17 protein-coding genes are annotated in these 18,880 nt (G+C 66.7%); 6 read left to right on the top strand and 11 right to left on the bottom strand.

Features of this window, described 5'->3' with window-relative positions; translation table 11 throughout:
* Nucleotides 1–73: 73 nt before the first annotated feature.
* From FQU96_RS36730 to FQU96_RS36720, 3 genes are read right to left on the bottom strand one after another with little or no spacing between them, the layout of a single operon-like run.
* Complete coding sequence (locus FQU96_RS36730; RefSeq protein WP_146546393.1) at nt 74–628, bottom strand: DUF3592 domain-containing protein; 555 nt, start codon at nt 626–628, stop codon at nt 74–76.
* A complete protein-coding gene (locus FQU96_RS36725; RefSeq protein WP_146546392.1) occupies nt 628–1,812 on the bottom strand; it encodes a LanC-like protein in 1,185 nt (394 codons plus the stop codon). The genes FQU96_RS36730 and FQU96_RS36725 overlap by 1 nt, the downstream gene beginning before the upstream one ends.
* A gap of 3 nt (nt 1,813–1,815) precedes the next feature.
* Nucleotides 1,816–2,973 carry a CaiB/BaiF CoA-transferase family protein gene (locus FQU96_RS36720; RefSeq protein ID WP_146546391.1) on the bottom strand — a complete coding sequence of 386 codons (1,158 nt, stop codon included), beginning with the start codon at nt 2,971–2,973 and terminating at the stop codon, nt 1,816–1,818.
* A 165-nt stretch (nt 2,974–3,138) separates the two neighbouring features.
* Between FQU96_RS36720 and FQU96_RS36715 the strand changes: the two genes are divergently transcribed.
* Both FQU96_RS36715 and FQU96_RS36710 read left to right on the top strand, forming a co-directional pair.
* A complete protein-coding gene (locus tag FQU96_RS36715; protein WP_146546390.1) occupies nt 3,139–4,959 on the top strand; it encodes a PQQ-binding-like beta-propeller repeat protein in 1,821 nt (606 codons plus the stop codon).
* A gap of 94 nt (nt 4,960–5,053) precedes the next feature.
* The gene (locus tag FQU96_RS36710) at nt 5,054–5,944 is read left to right on the top strand and encodes an MBL fold metallo-hydrolase (protein WP_146546389.1); all 891 of its coding nucleotides are present in this window, start codon (nt 5,054–5,056) and stop codon (nt 5,942–5,944) included.
* A gap of 33 nt (nt 5,945–5,977) precedes the next feature.
* On the opposite strand, the gene FQU96_RS36705 is transcribed toward FQU96_RS36710, so the two are convergent.
* Both FQU96_RS36705 and FQU96_RS36700 read right to left on the bottom strand, forming a co-directional pair.
* Nucleotides 5,978–7,180, bottom strand: a complete 1,203-nt coding sequence (locus tag FQU96_RS36705) for a glycosyltransferase family 4 protein (protein ID WP_146546388.1) — start codon at nt 7,178–7,180, stop codon at nt 5,978–5,980.
* 57 nt (nt 7,181–7,237) lie between these two features.
* Nucleotides 7,238–8,017: an NUDIX domain-containing protein gene (locus tag FQU96_RS36700; protein ID WP_146546387.1), complete on the bottom strand. Its 780-nt coding sequence runs from the start codon at nt 8,015–8,017 to the stop codon at nt 7,238–7,240.
* Between the two features lie 173 nt (nt 8,018–8,190).
* On the opposite strand from FQU96_RS36700, the gene FQU96_RS36695 reads away from it, so the two are divergent.
* Both FQU96_RS36695 and FQU96_RS36690 read left to right on the top strand, forming a co-directional pair.
* Nucleotides 8,191–8,832 (top strand): hypothetical protein, encoded by a 642-nt coding sequence (locus FQU96_RS36695; protein WP_146546386.1) that lies wholly within the window; start codon nt 8,191–8,193, stop codon nt 8,830–8,832.
* 139 nt (nt 8,833–8,971) lie between these two features.
* Nucleotides 8,972–9,457, top strand: a complete 486-nt coding sequence (locus FQU96_RS36690; protein WP_146546385.1) for a hypothetical protein — start codon at nt 8,972–8,974, stop codon at nt 9,455–9,457.
* A 62-nt stretch (nt 9,458–9,519) separates the two neighbouring features.
* On the opposite strand, the gene FQU96_RS36685 is transcribed toward FQU96_RS36690, so the two are convergent.
* The 3 genes from FQU96_RS36685 to FQU96_RS36675 all read right to left on the bottom strand — a co-directional run bounded on the left by FQU96_RS36685 (nt 9,520) and on the right by FQU96_RS36675 (nt 13,724).
* Nucleotides 9,520–11,856 (bottom strand): xanthine dehydrogenase family protein molybdopterin-binding subunit, encoded by a 2,337-nt coding sequence (locus tag FQU96_RS36685; protein WP_218575017.1) that lies wholly within the window; start codon nt 11,854–11,856, stop codon nt 9,520–9,522.
* A gap of 116 nt (nt 11,857–11,972) precedes the next feature.
* Complete coding sequence (locus tag FQU96_RS36680; RefSeq protein WP_146546384.1) at nt 11,973–12,890, bottom strand: VOC family protein; 918 nt, start codon at nt 12,888–12,890, stop codon at nt 11,973–11,975.
* A 105-nt stretch (nt 12,891–12,995) separates the two neighbouring features.
* The gene (locus FQU96_RS36675; protein WP_146546383.1) at nt 12,996–13,724 is read right to left on the bottom strand and encodes a GntR family transcriptional regulator; all 729 of its coding nucleotides are present in this window, start codon (nt 13,722–13,724) and stop codon (nt 12,996–12,998) included.
* Between the two features lie 414 nt (nt 13,725–14,138).
* Here FQU96_RS36675 and FQU96_RS36670 point away from each other — a divergent pair, with 414 nt between their 5' ends.
* Nucleotides 14,139–15,008, top strand: a complete 870-nt coding sequence (locus FQU96_RS36670) for a fumarylacetoacetate hydrolase family protein (protein WP_146546382.1) — start codon at nt 14,139–14,141, stop codon at nt 15,006–15,008.
* A 175-nt stretch (nt 15,009–15,183) separates the two neighbouring features.
* Nucleotides 15,184–15,987 (top strand): 2-oxo-hept-4-ene-1,7-dioate hydratase, encoded by an 804-nt coding sequence (gene hpaH / locus FQU96_RS36665; RefSeq protein WP_146546381.1) that lies wholly within the window; start codon nt 15,184–15,186, stop codon nt 15,985–15,987.
* A gap of 77 nt (nt 15,988–16,064) precedes the next feature.
* Here hpaH and larB read toward each other — a convergent pair whose 3' ends face one another.
* Genes larB through FQU96_RS36650 form a run of 3 tightly spaced genes read right to left on the bottom strand, consistent with a single transcriptional unit; the run spans nt 16,065 to nt 18,723 of the window.
* A complete protein-coding gene (gene larB, locus FQU96_RS36660) occupies nt 16,065–16,733 on the bottom strand; it encodes a nickel pincer cofactor biosynthesis protein LarB (RefSeq protein ID WP_146546380.1) in 669 nt (222 codons plus the stop codon).
* Nucleotides 16,734–16,735: 2 nt separating this feature from the next.
* Nucleotides 16,736–17,521, bottom strand: coding sequence for an adenine nucleotide alpha hydrolase (locus FQU96_RS36655; RefSeq protein WP_146546379.1), 786 nt, complete (start codon nt 17,519–17,521; stop codon nt 16,736–16,738).
* Nucleotides 17,521–18,723 (bottom strand): LarC family nickel insertion protein, encoded by a 1,203-nt coding sequence (locus FQU96_RS36650; RefSeq protein ID WP_255468775.1) that lies wholly within the window; start codon nt 18,721–18,723, stop codon nt 17,521–17,523. The genes FQU96_RS36655 and FQU96_RS36650 overlap by 1 nt, the downstream gene beginning before the upstream one ends.
* Between the last annotated feature and the right edge of the window lie 157 nt (nt 18,724–18,880).

Here is an 18,880-nt window from a genome sequence, read left to right as displayed (position 1 = left end):
ATGTGTCGAGCGCGTCGCGAATGCCGGGCGTGATGCCATTGTCGACAAACCCATCAGTATCGACGATGTCGCGTCATTCCGGCCGAAAGCGCTTCTCCATCAGCGTCCCGATGCCGATGACCAGGCCGGCGACAACGACCGTGGCGGCGAAACCGGCCATGAAACCCCACGAACCGTCCGGTACGCGGGCGATATCAAACCGCAATTTGAGACCGTTCACTGTCGGATCGGCCGGCAGGTACATCACCGGCACGCGGGCATCGGAACGGAAGCCGGCCGGACCGGTCGGATCGCGCAACGCTTCGAACGCCGCGCGCGCGGCGCTGTTGGGCGACACGGTCACGCCGTCGCGCCCCGTCACCATGCGGTTCTGCGCATCCGTGAAACGATAGGTGATGTCGTAGTGATAGCTGCGCTTCTGCCAGTCCAACGCGCCCGTCAAAGCGATCGGCGTGGCATCGATAACGACCCCTTCACCGCGCATGCGCTCCAGCGCCGCCGTGCGGGTCACGAAGAGATAGTGCGACGTTGCCCAGACCAGCGGCCACGCCACCAGCGCCACCACCAGGCCGATGCGGGTAAAGAGCCTGATGGTCCGGCGGGTGAAGCTGATCGGACGGCGTGCCATCACAAGACGTCCGTGGTGGGGAAGCGTGGCTTGGCCGTCACGCAGTCCCACAGGTAAACGGCCAGGCCGATATCGCCGGTCCACAGCGAATAGCGCCCCTGGCCATAGCGCGCGCGTGCCGCGCGGCACTGCGCAATCGCCATCATGGCAAACGCCCGGGCGCGCGCCAGCCACAGCGGCGTGCCGAACCGGCGATAGAGCTTGAGCAGCGCATAACCATTGCCACCGGTGCCATGGCACAGGTTGGAGCCTTTGGCCAATGGCCCCGCGAACCACGTGAAGTCGCCACCCGCCCGCAGCACATCGTCCACGGCCGGAACATGGAACGGCGCATCGGCGAAGACCGACACCATGCCCGGCGCACCGTGGCAATACTGCACCAGGACGGGCCTCTCGCCCGGCGCATCCACGGCCGGCCAGTTCGCCCCGTGCGACGACTGCCCGGCGGTCGCGCACAACGTCGCGGTGATGCCGTCGCTGATCCTCTGGTGCTGTTGTGGATCCAGCCACGACCAACCGCGCAGCAGGGCCAGCATGTTGCCGGCGTAGCCATGCACCGGCCCAAGATAGCGGCAACGCTCGCCGTAGAGCGCCTGCGTCCAGATCGGCCCGCGGTCGGTGTCTTCAAGGTCGGCCAGCAAGCGGTCGGCCTGCGCCCGATAGACATCGCGCCAGCGCACTTCGCCGGTCATTTCCGCCATGAAGACACACGCCAGCATCGTTCCCGGCATGCCCCACATCAGCTCCAGGATCGGTCGGGCCAGGTTGTTCTCGACGCTGCGAAAGAGCGCATCGGCGATTGCCGCGTCGGGCGCCAGGCGCATGGCGATCAGGTCGACACCGACGGTGCCGAACAGCAGGGAGCTGTGGTCCGGATAAGCCTCGTGGACGTAATGGGCGGCGATGCCCGAACGTACGCGGGGCAGCGCCGCCGTCAGATCATGATCGAAGGCAACGGCGCCCTGCCGCCGCAGATAATCCAGCGCCCACAGGACACCGGCAGCACCCCAATAGAGGCAGCAAGCACCGTCGGTGCGGTGGGACTCCTGTGGATGCACCGGCCATAGGCGCTGCGGGTCGAAGCGATCCAGCGCGTCGTCGACGATGTCCTGGATCGCCGCGCGCGCTGTCGCCTCGTCCCAGGGATCATCGCGCAGAGCAACGTGTCGGCGCGGATCGTGCATTGATCACGGCTGGGCGCCGATGACGCCCGCCTTGGTCAATTCGGCGATCTCGGCCGACGAGAAGCCGTGTTCGGCCAGGACCGCGTCGGTGTTGCTGCCGCGCTTGGGCGCCGGGCTTCCCACCGTCTCCCTGGTGCGGCTGAAACGCGGCGCCGGCGCCGGCTGCATGAAGCCGCCGACGTCGACATAGGCATTGCGCGCCTTGGCGGCGGGATGCTGTGCCGCCTCGCTCATGGTCAGCACCGGCGCGAAACAGACGTCGCTGCCTTCCATGATGGCGCACCACTCGTCGCGGGTCTTGGTCTTGAAGACCCCTTCCAGCCGCGACTTCATCTGCGCCCACGCCTTGCGGTCGTGCTGGGCCGGCAGGTCCTGGCCCTTCAGGCCGGTCTTCTCCAGCAGCAGGTCGTAGAACTGCGGCTCGATCGAGCCGATCGAAACGTACTTGCCGTCCTTGGTCTCGTAGGTGTCGTAGAAGTGCGCGCCACCGTCGAGCATGTTAACTTCGCGTTCCTTGTCGTTCCACAGGCCGGCGCCATTCATGCCGTACAGCGCCCCCAGCAGAAGCGCCACGCCATCGACCATGGCGGCATCGACCACCTGGCCCTTGCCGGATTTCTGCGCCTCGAGCAGGCCGCACACCATGCCGTACGCCAGCAGCATGCCGCCGCCGCCGAAATCACCGACCAGGTTCAGCGGCGGCACCGGCTTCTCGCCCTTGCGGCCGATGGCATGCAGGGCGCCAGTGAGCGCGATGTAGTTCTGGTCATGGCCAGCGGCCTTGGCCAGCGGCCCATCCTGGCCCCAGCCCGTCATGCGGCCATAGACCAGCTTGGGGTTGCGCTTGAGACAGACATCGGGGCCGATACCCAGGCGCTCGGCGACGCCGGGACGGAACGGCTCCATCAGGCCATCGGCCTTGGCGCACAGGCGCAGCACGACTTCGGCGCCCTCGGGTTTCTGCAGGTCGACCGAGATCGAGCGCCGGCTGCGGCCATGCACGTTGAACTTGGGATCGGCGAAGCGGTCCATGACGTGCGACTTCGTGCGATCGACACGGATGACGTTGGCGCCCATGTCGCCCAGCATCATGGCGGCCATCGGCCCCGGGCCGATGCCCGCGACTTCGATCAACGTATAGCCGGTCAGCGGTCCGGACATGGTCGTCTCCTCATTCCTGCTGGTCTCGATCCGGCGGAGATGTTAGCCGATGGTGCGTGCTTGGAAAGACCGCGATGCTGACGATGTCGCGGCGCTTCCACCCGGCGGAACGGCAGTCTACAGTCCGCTGCATTTCCACATCAGGTGCGCAGAGGGTCGTCGCGCATGCCTTCTTTTTTTGCTGTCCTTCGCGCCTCCCTTGCTGGCGCCGCAGCCGCGGCGCTGATCGCCGTGCCGACCCTGGCGCAGGACGCCAAGCCACCGGCTGGCCCGGCGCACCCCACGCCGAAGGCACCGGCAGCCCCTGCTCCCAAAACACCGGGACCGCCCGCGGCCGGCGCCACGCCAGCCCCGGCGCAGCCGATGCCGGTGCCGACATCATTCGTACAGCAGATCCTGGTGCCCGGCTCGTACTTTCACGGCGTGCACGGCCTTGCCTTCAACAAGGACGACCAGCTGTTCGCCGGCAGCGTCGTGGGCCAGACGATCTATCGGGTGAACGTCGACAGCGGCGACGTCGACATCGTGGTCGATGCGCCGGTCGGCATGGCCGACGACATTGCCATCGGGCCCGACGGCACCATGGCCTGGACGGCCTTCCTGACCGGCACGATCTATGTGCAGCGGCCTGGCCAGAAAGAAGCCCGCGTCATCGCCACCGGCTTGCCGGGCATCAATTCGCTGGCGTTCAAGGTCGAGAAGGACAAGGAGCCGCGGCTGTTCGCGACCCAGGTCTTCCTCGGCGACGCGCTGTGGGAAATCGACATCAAGGAGCTGAAGAACATCGACAAGCCGGACTTCAAGCCGGTCAACTACGGCGACGGACAGCGCAAGCCGATCATGAGCGATGTGGGTGGCCTGAACGGTTTCGATTTCGGACCCGATGGCCAGCTCTACGGTCCGCTGTGGTTCCGCGGCCAGGTGGTGCGCATCGACGTCGACAAGGTGACGATGACCGTGGTGGCGGACGGCTTCAAGATACCGGCCGCGGTCAATTTCGATCGCAACGGCAACCTGTTTGTCGTCGACACGGCGCTGGGCCAGCTGGTGCAGGTCAACGCCGCCAGCGGCGACAAGACCCTGGTCGCGACGTTGAAGCCGGGGCTGGACAATCTTGCCATCGACAACCGCGGCCGCGTGTTCGTGACCAACATGGTCGACAACGGGATCTACCTGGTCGATGTGAACACGGGCACCTCGCGCACCATCATCGACGGCAAGCTGGCGATCCCCGGCGGGGTCGCGGTGTTCAGCGAGGGCGACAAGGACACCCTGCATCTCGCCGATATCTTCTCCTATCGTACGATCGATGGCGCCACCGGCGCGGTCGATACCCGGTTGCGCATGCAGGGCGACACGCTGGAATACCCGATGGCCGCCGCGGTCAACGCCAAGCACGTCATCCTGACGAGCTGGTTCACCAACAGCGTGCAGAAGGTCGACCGGCTGACCGGCAAGAGCATCGCGATCCTGCATGATTTCAAGGCACCGATGGACGCCATCGAGACGGCCAAGGGCGAGCTCTTCGTGCTGGAGGCCGGCGGCAACCTCGTGAAGGTGAGCGGTGATCAAGGGCAGGAGCGCACCGTCATCGCCAAGGACATGGCGGCACCGACCGCGATGGCCGAAGGTCCCGACAACGTCGTCTACGTCACCGAGAACGCCACCGGCACGATCGTGCGCATCGATCTCGCCTCCGGCGCGCGCATCATCGTGGCCGACAACCTGAAGGGACCCGAGGGTATCGCCCTGGGCCCCGACGGCCGGCTCTATGTCGCCGAGGTCGGCACCGAGATGGTGCTGGCCATCGACCCCAAGGACGGCGCGCGGACGGAAGTGGCGCGCAACGTCAAGATGGGACTGAAGCCGACGCCAGGCTTGCCGCCGGCCTACGTGGTCACCGGAGTCGCGGTGGGCCGGACGGGCAACGTTTACGTGACATCCGACAAGCGCAACGCCATCTACAAGCTGATCCCGCAGCGTTAAGGCGACCCGTCATCCCGAGCGCCGCGAGGGATCCAGGCGGGGCCCTGGATGTTTCACTGCGCTCGACATGACATTGGCGATTGGAGTACCGGCCATGGCGATTCCCTTCATCAAGGAACTCGATTTCCAGTACGGCGAGCCCAAGACGGTCACGCCCAACGTGCGCCGCGTGGTGGCGCATAACCCCAATGCCTTCACCTTCAAGGGCACCGGCACCTACATCATCGGCCACGGCACCGTCGCCATCGTCGACCCCGGCCCCGACATGAAGGACCATGTCGATGCCGTGCTGAATGCCGTGCGCGGCGAGACCGTCAGCCATATCCTGGTGACGCACACGCATGTCGATCACTCGCCGGCCACGCCGGCACTGAAAGCAGCGACCGGTGCGACGGTCTATGCCTTCGGCCCCCACCCCAAGCCACCCGAGGGTGTCGCCACCGAGCAGGGTGGCGATCACGCCTTCAAGCCCGACGTCACGCTGCGCGACGGCGAGGTGGTGAACGGCACGGGCTGGACGGTCGAGGCGATCCACACGCCGGGGCACATCTCCAACCACCTCTGCTTTGCGCTGCGCGAGGACAACGTGATCCTGAGCGGCGACCATGTGATGGGCTGGTCGACGGCGGTGATCTCGCCGCCGGACGGCAACATGCGGTCCTACTTCGAGTCCCTGCGCAAGCTGCTGCCGCGCGAGGAAGCCATCTACATTCCCACGCACGGCGCCGAGATCCGCAATCCGCAGCCGTTCGTACAGGCCTATATCGATCACCGCCTCGACCGCGAACGGCAGATCCTGGCCTGCCTGCGCGACGGCCTGGATACTGTGCCGGCGATGGTGGCCCGCATGTACAAGGACGTACCGGCGATCCTGCATCCGGCAGCCGGCCGTTCGGTACTGGCGCACCTGATCCAGTTCGTTGCCGACGGCCGCGTGCACAGCGACGGCCCGCCCACCGTGGCGGCTCGATTCAAGGTGGCGTGACGTTATCGCCACCCCACGCCGCGGGAATGATGTTCACCCGCCGAAGGCGCGGGTGAACGCTTCCATGTACAGCTGCTCGAAGGTCGACTGCGCGTAGCGCTCGCGGATCAGCGCGACGCCCGACTCGGCAAGGCGCCGGCGCAGCGCCCCATCCTCGATCAGGGCGATCAGGCGATCGGCATACTCACGCGGCGTGAAGCCCGACAACAGGCCGGTTTCGCCGTCGAGAACGAAATCCTGCGGTCCGCCGCATCGTGTCGACAGCACGGCGCAACCGCTGGCCATGGCTTCGGTGCCGACGATCGACAGGCCTTCCTGGTGCGAGGGAATCGCGAAGATGTCGAGCGAGCGATACCAGTCGGGAAACTCCGCCGGCTTCACTGGCGGGCCGACGGTGAGCCGGTCGCCGATGGCAGCCGCGTCGTAGCGCGCGATGAAGGCGTCGCGATCCAGCGGCCCGCGCACATGCAGTTCGATGTCGCCATGCGCCTGGGCTGCCAGGTCGAAGGCCCGCACCAGAAGTTCCATGTTCTTGCGCGGATCATCGATGCGGCCATTGAAGCCGATCCGAAGCTTGCGCTGCGCGCCCTGGTCGCGACCCTGCGGCGTGAAGCGCTGCGTGTCGACAGGGATCGGCACCACACCGAACAACCGGGCCCGGGGCGTCAGCGCCGCCAGCCCGTCGAGCGTATAGCGGCTGATGGCCACGGTATCGGCGCGTTCCAGGCTGCGCCGCTCATGCTGGCGCCCCATCCAGGCATTCAATGTCGCGTCATAGACGCGACGCCACACCGGCCATTTCGCGGTGCGATCGACACGATCCGCCATATAGGGCGTGGCGATCCACTGCATCGACGGCAGGCCGAGCGCCGTGGGTCCCCAGCCGGCGAGATTGTTGCCCGACACGATGACGTGCCGACTGTTGTTCTCCAGCAGCTGCCGCCATGGCGCCCAGGGCTGATGGTGCGCCCACTCGAACTCCGGCAGCCAGGTGCCGACCGCAACGCGGCGGCATGACCAACCGGGGACCTCGAGTACCGCAGGCTTGCGCCCTCGGGGTATCGTCCAGCTCGGCGCCGACAGCTCGGGCTGATCCTGGAAATACGCACGCCACGTCACCGTGACGTCATAGCCGTGCCGCTGCAGCAGATCGACGACCAATCGCCCCTGCGAGGTAACGCCGCCCAGGATCGGCGGCAAGGTCAGCAGCAGAACGGAATTCGAAGGAGGCGGCATCGCGCCCGCGTTGTAGCCCGTTCGGACCGCGCGCGTCCACGCGCGCGGTCCAAAAACCTATTCCTCCAGCAGCATGTGCTTGCGGTGAATGGTCTTGAACAGCGGGATCTTGCGCGGCACCCCGATGACCGGGGGTTCGCGGATCAGACGGCCGACCTCGCCCAGGATCAGGCCGGTGATGGTGGGCAGCGGCAGCTTCTGCGCCTCGTCGAGGCGTACCCAGCGGATATCGCCCAGTTCGCTGCTGTCCTTGATCGTGCCTTTCAGCACCTCGGCATCGGTCATCATGAAACGGGCATTGAAACGCCTGGGACGACCCGGCGGCGTGACGGCGCGCGCAATGTAGTCGAGATGATGCAGCGCCGGCGCCAACCCCTGATCGAGGAAGCCCTGCCAGTGCTTGTCGACGGCACCGGAGGCGCCGTCCCACGCCTCGCCGATGATCAGTCCGGTTTCCTCGAAGGTCTCGCGGATGGCGGCAATCGCCAGCGCCCTCGCTTTCTGAGCGCTGGCAGCCCGCCGCAGGCGCTCGTCGACTTCGGCGCGCAGCGGCGTCGCCACCGGCACGCGGGCATCGGCGGGATCGACCCGTCCGCCGGGAAATACGTACCGGTTGGGCATGAACGCATGACCCGCATCGCGACATCCCAGCAGCACTTCGGGCATGCCGGCCGGATCGTTCGGCTTGCGCACGATGATCAAGGTGGCCGCATCGCGCGGCTTCATCGCCGGCGCCTTCTGGCCTTCGTAGACAGCGTCCACCGGACGCTCCTGGCCGACTTTCAATTCCGGCGCGTCCGGCGCCAGGACCTCGGCCGCGGTGGCGGTTTTCGCCATTCGGTATGTCTCCTTTGGTCGTTACCCGTCACGATAAACCGCCGTTTACGTCGCTGGTAGACCGCCAGCGCCGCAGGGCTATGCGCATGGTGCGCTGCAGCAACAACCCTTGGACCGGAGGAACCGGGACAGCCTCCAGGCGTTATTAATGGCTGCAGAGGAGATCCGGGCAAATGCCGCGCCAGACGACCCTAACAACCGTGAGTGCTGCCCTGTTGGTTTTGGGTACCACCGGTGTGGCTTTCGCCCAGGCACAGCCCAATTGCGCCAATATCGCCGACCCGACCGCGCGTCTGGTTTGTTACGACCGTATGTCGACCACCGGCCAGCCGCCGGCACCGCGGGCGCAACCGCAGCCGCGGGTGGTTCAACCACCGCCTGCGCCGGATCCCACGACAGTCGGCAAGGACCACATTCCGGTGGCGCCGGAAGATCGCGCGTTCGATCCCCGCCAGCAGCAGGTGCCCACCGATCACATCGGCCTGGTCGTACCACCGTTGCGTCATGTCGGCGTGGTGCCTGTACGCTCCGTCCCCGGCTCGAATGTCCCGGTCGTGACCCTGGGTCCCGCTGCGTTGCGGCCGATACCCGGCGATCGCTGGCAACTGTCGCTGACATTGGACAACAACAGCCCGCGCAACATCGATGTGCGCATCGCGTGCGCGTTCCGTAACGGCAACCGCGTTGTCGGCGATATCGCGGTGCTGATGCGCAACGTGCGGCCGGGCGATCGCGTCGCCACCGAGGTCGCCGGACCACCGGTGACCGACTTCGTCGACAACGCGCCCTGCCGCGTTCTGTCTCCCTTGGAGTGACGTCCTGTAAATTACGTCAGTTCATTTTCGGAATAAATTTGCGCCCTCGCGATCTGTTCTGGATCGTTCATGACCTTCCACTCAACCAGAACACGCATTAGCATCGAGAGTGTGAACAGCGTCCCAGGAGGATCAGACAATGCGTGCACTGACGATCGCCAGCATCGCCATGGTCGTTGTTTCCATCGTCCCTGTAGCACAGGCACAAACGCCCGCGACGGCCGGTCGGGACACGCGGCCGGTGCCGCCACGCGATCGCGCCTTCGACCCCACGGCGCAACAGGTTCCCTTGCAGCGCCTGGGCGAAGTATCGCCGGCCTTGCGTCCGCTGGGCAGCGTGCCCGTCACGTCGGCGCCGGGCACATCCGTCCCGCTCGTCACGCTGGATCCGACATCGTTGTCGCCGGTTCCCGGCGGCAGCTGGCAGCTGACACTGGGGTTGGCCAACAACAGCGCCCGCAATCTCGATGCGCGCGTGATGTGCACGTTCCGCAACGGCGACCGTCCCGTCGCCGACGTTACGGTTCTGATGCACAACGTGCCGGCAGGCAGCCGCGTCGCGGCCGATGTGTCGGGCCCGCCGGTCACGACGTTCGTCGACAACGTGCCGTGCCAGATGCAGTGACCGACGCCATCGCCTGACGCGCGGAAACAACCGGCCGCGGGAGCACCCCGCGGCAGTTTTCTTTAGGCCTGGTTCGCGCGCGCGTCCTGGATCGCCTGCCAGACACGATGGCTGGTGGCCGGCATGTCGAGTTCCCGCACACCCAGCGGCGCCAGGGCGTTCATGATCGCGATCATCACCGATGGCAGGGCGCCGACACAGCCCGCCTCACCAGCCCCCTTGGCGCCCAGCACGTTGAACTTCGTCGGTACCGGCTTGCTGGTGACGGTGATGTCGCACAGCGTATCGGCGCGCGGCATGGCGTAGTCCATGAAGCTGCCGGTCAGGAGCTGGCCCGACTCGGGATCATAGACCACCTGCTCCATCAGGATCTGCCCGACGCCCTGGGCAACGCCGCCGTGAATCTGTCCTTTCAGGGTCAGGGGGTTGATCACCGTACCGACGTCGTCGACCACCAGGTACGACATGAGCTGCACCGTCCCGGTTTCCGGATCGATCTCGACTTCGCAGACATGGCAGCTGTTGGGATAGGTATCGTGGGTCGGCGTAAAGGTCGCATGCTCGAAGAAGCCGGGCTCGACACCGGGCGGTACGCGGCCGGGCTGGAACGACGCCATCGCTACCTGTTTCAGGGTGACGGCACGATCGGTGCCGGCGACCGTGAACTTGCCATCGGCGAAGGTGATGTCGGCGGCCGCCGCTTCCAGCAGATGGGCGGCGATGAGCTTGCCTTTGGCGACCATCTTGTCGCTGGCCAGCACCAGCGCCGAGCCGCCGATCACCATCGAGCGCGAGCCGTTGGAGCCCATGCCGAAGGCGACGCGATCGGTGTCGCCATCGATGTATTGCACCTCACGCGGATCGATGCCCAGGCGCTGGTGCAGGATCTGCTTGAATGCCGTCTCGTGGCCCTGGCCATGTGTCTTGGTGCCCATCAGCAGCATCGCGGTGCCGCTGGGATTGAAGCGGATCTCGGCGTACTCCGGCTGCGCGCCCGCCGCCTGCTCGATGGCATTGGCCAGCCCGAAGCCACGCAGCTTGCCGCGCCTGGCCGACTCGGCCTGGCGCGCTGCGAAGCCCGCGTGGTCGGCGGCCTGCAGCGCCATGTCCATGCCCTTCTCGAACTCGCCGCAGTCGTACAACGGCCCCAACGGGCTTTTATAGGGCATCACCGCAGGCGGGATGATATTGCGCCGGCGCAGGTCGATGGGATCAATACCCATCTCCTGCGCCGCAGCCTCGATCGCGCGTTCGATCAGGTAGATCGCCTCCGGCCGCCCCGCGCCGCGGTAAGGCGCCGTCGGGTTGGTGTTCGACAGCACGGCATCGATGCGCACATAGGCGCAGGGTGTGCGATAGACGCCGATCACGGTGCCGATCATGCCGAAGGGCGTCAGCAACTGGCGGTCCGACGCAACATAGGCACCGAGGTTGGCCTGCATGTTGAGCCGCAAACCAATGAAGACGCCGTCCTTGTCCAGCGCCAGCTCGATCTCGCCGATATTGTCGCGGCCATGCTCGTCGGCCATCACCGTTTCCGAGCGCTCGCAGGTCCAGCGCACCGGGCGGCCCAGCTTGCGCGCGGCCCACAGGGTCAAGCGATGCTCGATGTACTGCCAGCCCTTGATGCCGAAGCCGCCGCCGACATCGTGGCACACCACCCGCACCTTGCTCTCGGGCACCTTGAACACCTGGTTGGCCAGCATGTTGCGCACGCGGTGGGGGTAGTTCACGTCGGCGTACAGCGTGAAGCGATCCTCGCCCGGATCGTAGGAGCCCAGCGCACCGCGCGGCTCCATGTACTGCGCATGAACGCGCGTGATCACGTAGCGGCGACGCACGATGTGATGTGCACGGGCGAAGGCCGCCTCAGTGGCGGCGCGATCGCCGCGCTCGTAGGTGTGCGAGATGTTGTCGGCATTCTCGTCCCATACGCGCGGCGAGTCCGGCTCAGCCGCGGCCGCCGTCGAGGTGACCGAGGACAGCGCCTCGTAGTCGACGGCGACCAGCTCTGCCGCATCCTTGGCCTGCGCCAGGCTGTGCGCGATCACCATCGCCACCGGATCGCCGACATAGCGTACGCGATCGATCACCAGGGCCGGCCGCTGCGGCGCGAACATGGGCGAGCCGTCCGCTTTCTTGCGCGGCATGGTCGCCTTGGGCATGCCCATGCCGTCGGCGGCATAGTCGGCGCCGGTGTAGATCGCCACGACACCGGGCGCTTCCAGGGCCGCTCTCGTGTCGATTGACCGGATGCGCGCGTGTGCGTGCGGCGAGCGCAGGAAGACGGCGTAGACCTGGCCGTGCAGATGGGTATCGTCCTGGAAGCGTCCCTGGCCACGCACCAGCCGCGTGTCCTCGAGCCGCCGCACGGGCTGGCCGATGCCGAACTTCATCATCGCAATGTGCCTGTCGCAGTGGAGCATTCAGTTCGCAGCGAGACATCTACCACGCCGGATGTGTTCATGCGGGTAGAGACCTCGCTGCGGTCGACGGAGCCACGATTTCCGGTCCGCTACTCGGCCGCCTTGGGAACGTCGAGCGCGTCCCAATTGGGCGTCAGCACATGGGGCTGGAATTCATGGCCGTAGAAATCCTCCTGATAGTATTCGCTCTGATGCGATGCCGGCCGGGCGCCCCAGCCATATTCGATCAGCCAGCCCGACGGATTGAGGAAATAGAACGAGTACTGGTGGTCGTTCGAGTGCTTGCCCAGCGTGATGCCGATGGGGATGTTGTGCTTCTGCACCAGTTCATAGGTGTAGGCGAGATCGTCGAAGCTCTGCGACTCGATCATCACATGATTGATCCGCTTGCTGCCGCCGATGCCGAACGCCAGCGTGTGGTCGCGCTCGTTGCAATGCATGAAGAGCGCCTCGCCCACCGAGCCGTCGGGCCGCGGAATCCTGTATTCGATCCCGCCCCGCATGCCCAGCAGACGATAGAAACTGTAACTCGCCGCCAGGTCCAGGTTGCGGATGATGCAATGGCCCAGCCCGCCGTCGCCGGTGGCGAAACGGCCATACATGCGCCGGCCGGGATGAAACGGCTTGCTGTACTGCACGTGCGGGCCATGGAAGATCTCGAGCGGATTGCCGTTGGGATCCTCGAGCTTCATCAGCTCCAACACGTGGCGATCCTGGGCCTCGGCGCGCGAGCAGACCTGGTGGCTGACACCGGCCTCGCGCAGCACCTTCTGCAGGGCACCGAACTCCTCGTGACCGGCCACGCGCAGGCCCAGGCACCGCAGATCGTCGCTGCCGTCCTCCTCGACGATGAAGCGATGGTGCCAGAAGTCCATCCGCAGGTAGCAGCGCCCGGGCTCGCCCTCGTCGACGACTTCCATGCCCAGGATTTCGCTCGCGAACGCTTTCCATCGGCTCAGGTTCTTGACCCCGATCACCATATAGCCGAGCTCCGTGATCGCACTCATTTCCTCACCTCTCGCGTTCTCGTTATTGCCGATACTAGTCAGGAATATCGATAATTTGCAACGGCAAGCCCCGGCGATCGCGGCGCATCGAAAACGCATCGCGGATCAGTCGGGGTCGAGGATGTCCTTGGGAATGTGGGAGACCGTCGCGAAGCCGCGTTCGATATGCTCCTCGGCCAGGCGGCACGCGAGATCGGCGTTGCGCGCCAGCGCCGCATCCATGATGGCTTTGTGTTCCTGCCCGACGCCGGGACGTACATTGAGGATGGAGATCGACAACGCCCGGTAACGCTCCGCGCTGTGATAGAGAATACGCCGGAAATGACGCACCCACTGCGAGCGGGCGGCACCGATCAAGGCTTCATGGAAAGCATGGTTGCGCCGGTCCCACTCGCGCGCCACTTCGTCGGATTTGCGCATGCGGCGCGTGTCGATGAGGCTGAGCTTGTGAAAGGCCGCGACGACCGCCGACTCCCAGTTGTCGTCGCCCAGCGCGATCGACTCCCGCAATGCCATCGTCTCCATCATCTTGCGCAGCGTCGTGATTTCGCGCAGATCGTCCAGCGATACCGGCGCCACGCGAAAGCCGCGCTGGCCCTCCGACGTCACCAGGGCATCGGCGACCAGGAGCAGCAGAGCCTCGCGAATCGTGCTGGAACTGACCTGAAACCGGGCCCGCAGTTCCTCGACTCGCAGCTTCGCGCGCGGGCGGAGCTGGCCACGCACGATGTCCTGCTTGAGATCGCCGTACACTTTTTCGATCAGCGTCTTGGCGCTTGGCGTATCGACGGCGTGAATTTTCGGCGTGATCTGCCTAGCTTGCGGGCTTCTCATGTCGTGACGGGTCTCCCAACTCCCCTGCAACAATGCTTATAGCATTCCTGCGGCGATGCCACATCGCGTACCGCGCCACGCGGCATTAAGAATAGCCGCACTATCGAGTGTCAATTAAAATATCGATAATCTAATTGACCATCGATTTTGGCCATGTTGAGATGCCGGCGATCGAGGGCCGGCGTCAACTGCCATGACGACGGGGCCCTTCGATCTCGGGAGGAACGCGCGTGCGTCCCATCGCACTCGACACGGGCGTGTCGGGCGCCGACATCCGGTGCGTCGGCGCGACAATGCGCTCAAGGTCGATCCCGATCGTCACCGCAGCCGGGCATGGGGGGGAGCACGCATGACCGGCCCGGACGGGAGCGCCGTTCCTACGGTTAACGGGAATTGCCACGGAGAGGGAACATCATGAGTGTGTTGGACGGCCCACGCAAAGAGTTGCGGCGCGTGCTTCATGGCGGCAGCGCCTATTGGGCCGAGGTCCGTGACGGCCAGCTCCATCTGGAGGACGGACGCGTCGTCGCCGAGGCGAGCGTACAGCACCTGCCGCCCTGCACACCGGGCAAGATCCTCTGCGTCCACGTCAATTACCGGTCGCGCTACTGGGAATTCACCGGCTCCGACACGCCCCCCGAAACACCGACCTACTTCCAGAAGCCGACCACGGCGCTCAATGCGCATGGTGGTGAACTGATCCGGCCGGCAGGCTACCAGTTCCTGAACTACGAGGGCGAGGTCGCGGCCGTGATCGGCAAGGTCACGCGCAACGTCAGCCGCGAGCAGGTATGGGACCACCTGCTGGGCTTCGCCGCCGCCAACGATGTCGGCCTGCACGACATGCGCGACACCGACGCCGGCTCCATGCTGCGGGTCAAGGGGCCCGACGGCTTCTGTCCGATCGGACCCGGCATCGTGTCGGGTATCGACATCCGCCAATCGACCCTGCGCACATACCGCAACGGCAAGCTGGTGCAGGAAGGCGCCATCAGCGAGATGATCTTCGGCATCGACTACCTGGTCGCCGACCTCGCCCGCCACATCACCCTGATGCCAGGCGACATCATCCTGACCGGCACGCCCGCCAACTCACGCCCGATGGACGTCGGCGATCTCATCGAGGTCGAGGTGTCCCAGGTCGGCCGGCTGGGCAACCGCGTGGTGACGGCGCCGGCACCGCGGGCCGCCGTCGGCCACCAGCCGACCGACACCGAGGGCGTGCGCCGCGTCGCGCTGGGCAACGAGGAACGCCTGCCGGCACAGTTCAAGAAGCCGCGCTAGCCCCGCTCGTCCGGGAGATGCCTTCATGGTGAGCTTGTCGAACCATGAAGGCACGCGCACGACGGTTGGTGCGAAACGCTTCATGGTTCGACAAGCTCACCATGAAGCGTTGCCTGTAGCGCCGGCCTGCGTTCGGCGCTAACTACGGCGCTGCGAGCGCCACTGAGGACCCGTCATGCTGGACCAATCGACGATCGAATCCATCGCCCGTGCCTATCACCGGGCCGAGAAGACCCGCGAGCGCGTGCGGCCGCCGACGTCGCAGTATCCGGGCTTCTCGATCGACGATGCCTACGCCGTGCAGCGCCACCTGGTGAAGCTGATGCTGGCCGACGGCCGCAAGATCCGCGGCCACAAGATCGGGCTGACATCGCGGGCGATGCAGAGCATCACCGGCATGAACGAGCCGGACTACGGCGTGCTGCTGGAGGATATGTTCTATCCTGACGGCGGCGAACTGCCGGTCAGCCGTTTCATCGAACCGCGGCTGGAATGCGAGCTGGCCTTCATCATCGGCAAGCCGCTGTCGGGGCCCAACTGCACGATCTTCGACGTGCTGAGCGCCACCGACTACGTGGTGCCGACGGTGGAGATCGTCGATTCGCGCACCCTGCCGGTCGATCCCGAGACCAAGGCCGGACGCCGGGTCGAGGACAGCATCGCCGACAATGCCGCCGACGCGGCACTGGTGATGGGCGGCCGGCCGGTGAAGCCGACCGAGGTCGATCTGCGCTGGGTCGGCGTGCTGTGCTATCGCAACGGCATCATCGAGGAGTCGGGCGTGGCCGCCGCGGTGATGAACCATCCCGCCAATGGCGTCGCCTGGCTCGCCAACAAGCTGGCGCCGCACGGGATCAAGCTCGAACCGGGCCAAGTCGTGCTGGGCGGCTCCTTCACCCGCACCGTGCCGGCCCGCGCCGGCGACAAGTTCCACATCGACTACGGCCCGCTCGGCGCCATCACCTGCCAGTTCGTGTGATGCACAGGGTCATCCCGAGCGCAGCGAGGGATCTCCCGCGTATGGCGCACCGGATGTCGTTCGCGGAAGATCCCTCGCTACGCTCGGGATGACGGTATGTCCTGCCTCCCCGCTGCGTTCAGCATCTTGATCGCGGCGGTGGCGGCGCCGAAGCCGTTGTCGATGTTCACCACCACCACGCCGGGGGCACAGCTCGCCAGTGCCGCGTGCAGCGCGGTGGTGCCGCCTGCGGCCACGCCGTAGCCGACGGATGTCGGCACGGCGATCACCGGCGCCGCGACAAGGCCGGCGACCACGCTGAACAGCGCGCCTTCCATGCCGGCAACGGCAATCACGACCTTCCAGCGGCGGATGTCATCCAGGCGGCTGGTGAGCCGCCACAGACCGGCGACACCGACATCGGCGATCACCGGTGCCTGCCAGCCGCTGAAGGCGAGCGTGCGCGCCGCCTCGCGCGCCACCGGCATATCCGATGTGCCGGCGGCGACAATGCCGATGCCCTCGCGCGACAGCAGGCTCTGCGCACCCAGGATGGCGGTGCCTGACAGCGGATCGTAGTCGAGGCCGGCCGTCGCCGTGAGCGCCGCATGCCGTCCGGCATCCAGCCGCGTGAGCAGCAGCCGGTGTCCTCCGACTCGCGCCGCCGCCAGGATGGCATCGATCTGTGCGGCGCTCTTGTGGGTACAGAACACCGCCTCCGGCACGCCGGTGCGCTGCTCGCGCTCGTGGTCGAACTGGAACTCCACGCCTAGGTCCGCACGAACATGGCGCCACGCCGGTAGCGCCTGACGCCGACAAAGACGCGACCGTCATCGCGGCAGAACCGCGCCGCCATATCGGCCAGGATGTCGCTCTGCGCGATATCGTTGCCGATCTCGATCGCCACGCCGGCATGGGTGATACGGCACCGTACCGTCGCCGCCGCCGGCAGGGCGTGCGCCAGGGCCGTCTCGACGCGATCGACGAAGGCGAGGTCCGATGCGTCGATGGCGATGCCGGTCTCGACGCGGCTGGCGAGGCACGGCTGCGCCGGCAGCTCCGCCACGTCATCGGCACCCAGCGCACGGGCGAGCGTGCGCACCGCCGCCTTGTCCATGCCGGCCTCGATGTACGGATGGACCACCGCGCGTTCCGATGCCGCGAGCAGCCCGGGCCGATAGTCGCCGAGGTCATCGAGATTGGCACCCGACGCGATGGGATGCGACGAGAGCGCACGGATGCGGTCGTAGAGGTTGGTCTTGCAGAAATAGCAGCGATCGACGGGATTGTTGCGGTAGCGCGGATCGTCGAACTCGCCGGCGCCGGTGATGGTAAGCGCCCAGCCGTCCACCGCGGCGCGCGCCTGCACGCGCTGCGTGGCGGCCGGCGGCACGGCAGGCGAGACGGCGTGGATCATCGCGACCGGCGCCGCCGCCAGGCGGTGGGCGAAGGTCGCCAGGGTCATGCTGTCGACACCGCCGCTCACGGCGACCGCCAGTCCCGCGTGACGCGCGATCGCCGCGACGAGCTGGTCATGCAGAGCGGCCACGCTCATCAGCCCTCCCCATGCTCGACGCGGTGCTTCAGGTGCCGGCGCTCGGCCAGCGTTTCGCCGTCGAGGTCATCGCTCTCGGCCTTCACGGTCTGCACACCGCCGGGTCGCCGCACCGCCTTCACACCGATCGCATCGGTCGTCGACAGTCGGCGCGGCAGTACCAGTCGGCTCTCCTCGCGCACGCGCAGGCCGATGGTCGAGGTCTCGGCGAAGCAGCGCTCGGCCACGCTCTGCACGGCCTGCGGCTGCACCAGCAGGCGGAAGGACTGCATGGCGCGGCCCTTCTTGCCCAGCCGCTGGCCGATGGAGAGGTCGAGCACACCGGCCACCGCGCGCAGGCGATCGGCCGCGACAGCGATCTCCTCGCCGGTCATGTCATCGATCTCGAAGCTGAGGATGGTGACGCGGTCCTGCGCCGCCACGTCGGCCGTAGCGAAGACCAGCGCGCGCAGCACGTTGGGGATGCCGGGCAAGGTACGGGTGCCGGCGCCAGTGCCGACCGCATCGAGCCGACCGCCGGCGCCGCCCACGGCACCGGGATCGACGAGATGGCGCAGGATCGCCGCGCCCGTGGGCGTGACGCGCTCGCCACTGACGCCATCGTCGCGCCAATCGAAGCCGGTCAGGATCGCGGCCGTGGCCGGCGCCGGTACCGGCAGCAGGCCATGCCGTGTCTTCACCAGGCCGCCGCCGCGCGGCAGCGGCGAGACCGTCCAGCGCGCGCCCGCCAGCGCCGCCGCGATACTGCCGGCCGCCACCACGTCGAGCAGGGAATCCCAGTCGGCGATCTCGTGAAAGTGCACGTCGTCGACCGGTACGCGGTGGATCGCCGCCTCGGCCTCGGCCAGCAGGGTGAGGATCGCCACGGCGTGGTCGGCCGTGCCGGCGTGCAACGACGCCGCACGGATGCGACCCACCATGTCGCGGAAGCTGCCGGCATCGCCGGCGTGGCGGTGCGTGTCGCCGTGATCATGGTCACGATGATCGTGATCTGCCGGCGCGGCCTTCAGTCCGAAGCGCAGCGCTCGCAGCGCGCCGTTGCTGGTCTCCACCAGCTCAGGCTGTCCCGCGTCGGGCGGCAGCACAGCGGCGGCATCCGCGATCACACGCACCCGCAGGTCCGGCTGCGCATCCAGCAGCGCGGCAACGAACATGTCGCCGGCGACACCGCCGACCGCATCGAGATGGATAGCGCGCGTCACTGGAGGCGCACCCGCCGTTGCAGCAACGCTTCATGGTGAGCTTGTCGAACCATGAAGCGTCTCGCACCAACCGTCGTACGAGGGCCTTCATGGTTCGACAAGCTCACCATGAAGGCTTTTCCCATGCCGCCCTGCATCCTCGAGGGAAGGACAATCG

It is taken from the genome of Reyranella sp. CPCC 100927 (genome assembly GCF_007859315.1).
Lineage (GTDB): Bacteria > Pseudomonadota > Alphaproteobacteria > Reyranellales > Reyranellaceae > Vineibacter.
The sequence above is the reverse complement of the archived record's forward strand: the minus strand, read 5'-3'. Positions and strand labels throughout refer to the sequence as shown.

What these genes read in the sequence shown, in the direction of transcription:
- FQU96_RS36730 (WP_146546393.1), bottom strand. Translation starts at nt 628, where the DNA reads ATGGCACGCCGTCCGATCAGCTTCACCCGCCGGACCATCAGGCTCTTT.
- FQU96_RS36725 (WP_146546392.1), bottom strand. Translation starts at nt 1,812, where the DNA reads ATGCACGATCCGCGCCGACACGTTGCTCTGCGCGATGATCCCTGGGAC.
- FQU96_RS36720 (WP_146546391.1), bottom strand. Translation starts at nt 2,973, where the DNA reads ATGTCCGGACCGCTGACCGGCTATACGTTGATCGAAGTCGCGGGCATC.
- FQU96_RS36715 (WP_146546390.1), top strand. Translation starts at nt 3,139, where the DNA reads ATGCCTTCTTTTTTTGCTGTCCTTCGCGCCTCCCTTGCTGGCGCCGCA.
- FQU96_RS36710 (WP_146546389.1), top strand. Translation starts at nt 5,054, where the DNA reads ATGGCGATTCCCTTCATCAAGGAACTCGATTTCCAGTACGGCGAGCCC.
- FQU96_RS36705 (WP_146546388.1), bottom strand. Translation starts at nt 7,180, where the DNA reads ATGCCGCCTCCTTCGAATTCCGTTCTGCTGCTGACCTTGCCGCCGATC.
- FQU96_RS36700 (WP_146546387.1), bottom strand. Translation starts at nt 8,017, where the DNA reads ATGGCGAAAACCGCCACCGCGGCCGAGGTCCTGGCGCCGGACGCGCCG.
- FQU96_RS36695 (WP_146546386.1), top strand. Translation starts at nt 8,191, where the DNA reads ATGCCGCGCCAGACGACCCTAACAACCGTGAGTGCTGCCCTGTTGGTT.
- FQU96_RS36690 (WP_146546385.1), top strand. Translation starts at nt 8,972, where the DNA reads ATGCGTGCACTGACGATCGCCAGCATCGCCATGGTCGTTGTTTCCATC.
- FQU96_RS36685 (WP_218575017.1), bottom strand. Translation starts at nt 11,856, where the DNA reads ATGATGAAGTTCGGCATCGGCCAGCCCGTGCGGCGGCTCGAGGACACG.
- FQU96_RS36680 (WP_146546384.1), bottom strand. Translation starts at nt 12,890, where the DNA reads ATGAGTGCGATCACGGAGCTCGGCTATATGGTGATCGGGGTCAAGAAC.
- FQU96_RS36675 (WP_146546383.1), bottom strand. Translation starts at nt 13,724, where the DNA reads ATGAGAAGCCCGCAAGCTAGGCAGATCACGCCGAAAATTCACGCCGTC.
- FQU96_RS36670 (WP_146546382.1), top strand. Translation starts at nt 14,139, where the DNA reads ATGAGTGTGTTGGACGGCCCACGCAAAGAGTTGCGGCGCGTGCTTCAT.
- hpaH (WP_146546381.1), top strand. Translation starts at nt 15,184, where the DNA reads ATGCTGGACCAATCGACGATCGAATCCATCGCCCGTGCCTATCACCGG.
- FQU96_RS36655 (WP_146546379.1), bottom strand. Translation starts at nt 17,521, where the DNA reads ATGAGCGTGGCCGCTCTGCATGACCAGCTCGTCGCGGCGATCGCGCGT.